Below are 4,592 nucleotides of genomic sequence, written 5' to 3'. Positions count from 1 at the left end.
AGTGTGAACTGTATCTGGTCGAGGGTGACTCTGCAGGCGGTTCTGCCAAGCAGGGACGCGATCGTCGCTTTCAGGCGATCCTGCCGCTGAAGGGTAAGATCCTGAACGTTGAAAAGGCCCGTTTTGACAAGATGCTCTCCTCCCAGGAGATCCGTACCCTGATTACGGCCATGGGTACCGGTATCGGCAAGGATGACTTTGATATTGCCAAACTGCGTTACGGCCGGATCATTGTCATGACTGACGCCGACGTGGACGGTTCACACATCCTGACCCTGCTGCTGACCTTCTTCTACCGCAACATGCAGGAACTGATTGAGCGCGGACACCTCTATATTGCCCAGCCACCGCTCTATAAGGTCAAGCGGGGCAGGAAAGAACTGTACCTGCGTAACGAAGCAGCCCTGCAGACCTTCCTGCTGGAGGAAGGGGCTGAAGAGCTGATCCTGAGCATGGAAAAAGGGGATCGATCCTACATCGGCAAGCAGATCATTCCGGTGATCCGTCAACTTATTGAGTGGCGCGCCCTGTTTGAAAAGGTAGTTAAAAAAGGTATTCCGGCTGATCTGCTTGATCTGTTGATCCGGGCCGGAGTAAAGCCGGGTATTGAGGAAGTTGCAGGTCTTGAGTCGTACCTGAGCATCATGCAGGGCCTGATAGACGATTGTGATTACCAGAATCAGATAGAGGATGAGCGGGTCACCTTCAGGATCGGCAATACGCGGTCGGTGATTGATAATCAGACGCTGCTAGTCCTTGGCAGCCATGAATATGAGTTGTTGGTAGAGTCCAACCGCAAGGTGTCAGAGTTGATGGCAGGCGGCTTGGCCCGCCTGGAGGAAAATAGCAAAGGGCTCCTTGAGACCAATCGTCATGAAGAACTGCTGACCTACTTCCTCGAATATGCCAAAAAAGGCCTGGCAATCCAGCGCTACAAAGGTCTGGGTGAGATGAACCCTGACCAGCTCTGGGAAACCACTATGAATCCAGAAAACCGGATCCTGCTGCAGGTCAAGATTGAGGACGTGGTTGAGGCCGATCAGATTTTTACGGTGTTAATGGGCGACCAGGTTGAACCTCGCAGGGAATTTATTGAATTAAATGCCCTGAATGTCGTCAACCTTGATGTCTAACCCTGCACATTAACCGTTTTACAACACAACATTAAACGAGGGGACACCTCATGCAGGAACAGGTAATGCAGAAGGTTTCAGTTAATATTGAAGATGAGATGAAACGCTCCTACATGGATTATGCCATGTCGGTCATTGTCGGCCGGGCCTTGCCGGATGTTCGGGATGGTCTCAAGCCAGTGCACCGTCGCTGTCTGTTTGCGATGAACGATATGGGCAATGATTATAACAAGCCCTACAAAAAATCGGCCAGGGTCGTCGGTGATGTCATCGGTAAGTACCACCCCCATGGTGATACTGCCGTGTACGATACGATTGTCCGGATGGCCCAGGACTTCTCGCTGCGCTATCTGTTGGTGGATGGTCAGGGTAACTTCGGTTCAGTGGACGGCGACAGCCCGGCAGCCATGCGGTATACCGAGATCCGGATGAAGCAGCTCACCCACGAGCTGCTGGCTGACTTGGAAAAAGAGACCGTTCCGTTTACTCCCAACTATGATGAATCCCTCTACGAGCCTTCTGTGTTGCCAGCCAAGTTTCCCAACCTGCTGGTCAACGGGTCATCGGGTATTGCAGTCGGCATGGCCACCAACATCCCGCCCCACAATCTGGGGGAGATCATTGATGCCATCATCACACTTATCCACAATCCTGCTCTTTCCTATGAAGAACTGTTGGAGATAGTGCCGGGTCCTGATTTTCCCACCGGTGGCACCATCTATGGCCGCCAGGGGATTATTGATGCCTACGCCACCGGACGCGGCATCATTCAGGTTCGTGCCAAGGCCCATGTTGAAAACAGCAAGAAGCACGATCGCGAGTCCATCGTGGTGACCGAGATTCCCTATCAGGTTAACAAGGCCCGTTTGATCACCAGCATTGCCGAGCTGGTCAAGGAAAAGAAGGTCGAGGGAATTTCAGACCTGCGGGACGAGTCAGACCGTGATGGTATGCGGATCGTGATTGACATGAAAAAGGACGAGAACGCCGAGGTGCTGCTGAACCAGCTCTACAAGCACACCCAGATGCAGACCTCCTTTGGCATCAATATGTTGGCGATTGTGCACAATCGTCCCAAGCTGATGTCCCTGTCTGAGATGATGCACTATTTCATCGAACATCGCCGGGATATGGTGACCAAACGGACACTGTTTGAGTTGAAAAAGGCCGAGGCCCGTGCCCATATCCTGGAAGGTCTCAAAATTGCTCTGGATTGGCTGGATGCCGTGATCGAACTGATCCGTGAATCCAAGACTCCGCCAGAGGCAAAGTTGGGGCTGATGGAGGGACGCTTTGCAGATCCAGACTATCTGCAGCGTCTGAACTTGCCCCGCCCTGCCGGGTATGAGAAGGCGGTACAGCTCTCGGATATTCAGGCCCAGGCCATTCTGGAGATGCGCCTGCAGCGACTGACCGGCCTTGAGCGGGACAAGATCATTGCAGAATATGAAGAGATCCTGCGCCTGATCGCCCGTTTGAAGGAGATTCTGGGGTCGGATGCCGAGATCATGAAGATCATTGTGGGTGAATTGACCGATATCAAGGAGCGTTTTGGTGACAAGCGTCGCACTGATATCGTGCTTCAGACCGCTGACATTTCACTGGAAGACACCATTGAAGATGCAGAGATGGTGGTAACGGTCTCCCATACTGGCTATATCAAGCGGAGTGCGGTTGACCTCTACCGGGCCCAGCGCCGTGGTGGCAAGGGCAAGACCGGGATGAAGACCCGTGAAGAGGATTTTGTGGAGCAGCTCTTCATCGCCTCCACCAAAGACTTCCTGCTGTTCTTCTCTGACATGGGCCGGGTCTACCGGATCAAGGTCTATGAAATCCCTGAAGGCAGCCGTACCACCAAAGGCAAGGCGGTGGTGAACCTGGTCAATGTGCGGGAAGGTGAGAAGATCACCGCGATCCTGCCGGTTAAGGACCTGAACCGTGAAGATCTGTATCTGCTGATGGCTACCCGCAATGGCGTGGTCAAAAAGACCCCGCTGGTTGAATATCTGAATATCCGTGTCACCGGTATCAATGCGGTTAATCTTGATGAAGGGGACAAGCTGATTTCTGTTGCCCTGACTGATGGCCAGAAGGATGTCTTCCTGGCCTCACGTCATGGCAAGGCGATCCGCTTCCCTGAGGCTGATGCCCGCCCCATGGGCAGGGTTACCCGCGGTGTGCGGGGTATGAACCTTGAGGCACGGGACGAAGTCATCGGTATGGAGGTGGTTGACCCGACGGCAACCGGTTCCACTATCTTTACTCTGACCGAGAACGGGTTTGGCAAGCGGACCGACCTTGACGAGTATCGCGGTCAATCCCGTGGTGGCAAGGGCTTGATCACCATCAAAACCACCACACGTAACGGCCTGGTTGTAGGCGTTATGCAGGTGAATGATGAGAACCAGTTGATGGTAATCACTGACCAGGGCAAGATCCTGCGGGTGCCGGTGGCCGGCTTCTCGGTAATTGGCCGTAATACCCAGGGAGTCAGGGTGATGGTGACTGAAGAGCAGGAAAAGATCGTTGCCGTAGCCAAACTGGCTGAGCGTGATGATGACGAAGGTCTGGAGCCCGAAGGTGAAGAAGAAGCCTGAGCCAATGGATCTGCATGCGGTACCCCGTCTGCGCACGGTAGACACCAGTTACCGTGAGCGGCGGCGGATCATCCGGCTGCTTGATTTCTTAACCAGAGACCAGTTAACCCGCGACCAGCTGGAGCGGATCGGTCGTCGCCTTCAAAAATCAGGGCGGCGAGCATTACCCCCACTGGTGCGGAGACTCTGGCGTGAGCAGGACCACGAGCGGCTCTACCGCTATACCTGTATGCTGGACTTTTTTGATGCCACCTCCTGGCTTGACCAGTTGGTGGCGTTAACTCTTAAACGCCGAGATCTTGCAGATGAAGGCAGATTACCGCTGCTGGAAATCCTGCAAGATTACGGCGTCGATGTCTCCTCCCCTCCCTTTTCCCGTGATGATTTGACCGGCACAACGCTGAACAGCTTCCTTGACCTCTGTTTGCAGGAAGGTTCCTGGGGCATGGTCCGGTTTATGGATCGTTTTCTGAATGCCGATGAGATGCTGCGTGATCAGATGATCCGTCGTCTTGGCAGCAGGGCTGATCATGGCGCTGCCGCCGCCGCATTTCTGCGTATGCTGGCTTATTTTGAGTATAGCGAAGTGGCAGCCCTGGCTGTGGAAAGCCTGGGCACCCTGCGTCACGGCTGTGCTGTGACGGTACTGCAGGCATTGGAAAATTTGACGGTTGAAGGGCTTGAAGAGCAGGTTAAGCGTAGTCTCAGACGTCTGGCCTTTCTTGGCATTGATCAGCCTGAACCGATGTCTGCCTCATTTGCAGAACCGGTAGCATCTCTTATGGTGCAGGCAGCTCCTTTGGATTGTTATGGTGTACGCGCAGTCTGGTTTTCCTGGGAGATCGGGGATGGCACTCTGGCC

Annotated in this window: 2 protein-coding genes and 1 pseudogene; all 3 read left to right on the top strand. The window is 53.9% G+C overall.

Annotation, left to right across the window (positions count from 1 at the left end):
- Positions 1-1,133 (top strand): toprim domain-containing protein (locus OEL57_RS14470; RefSeq protein ID WP_300741396.1); only part of this gene is annotated, 1,133 nt, incomplete at its 5' end.
- A 50-nt stretch (positions 1,134-1,183) separates the two neighbouring features.
- A complete protein-coding gene (gyrA, locus tag OEL57_RS14465; protein WP_300741395.1) occupies positions 1,184-3,730 on the top strand; it encodes a DNA gyrase subunit A in 2,547 nt (848 codons plus the stop codon).
- Positions 3,714-4,592 (top strand): annotated as a pseudogene (locus tag OEL57_RS14460) (hypothetical protein); the annotation flags it as partial. The gene gyrA and the pseudogene OEL57_RS14460, both read left to right, overlap by 17 nt.

It is taken from the genome of Trichlorobacter sp., from assembly GCF_030247655.1.
GTDB lineage: Bacteria > Desulfobacterota > Desulfuromonadia > Geobacterales > Pseudopelobacteraceae > Trichlorobacter.
The sequence above is the reverse complement of the archived record's forward strand: the minus strand, read 5'-3'. Positions and strand labels throughout refer to the sequence as shown.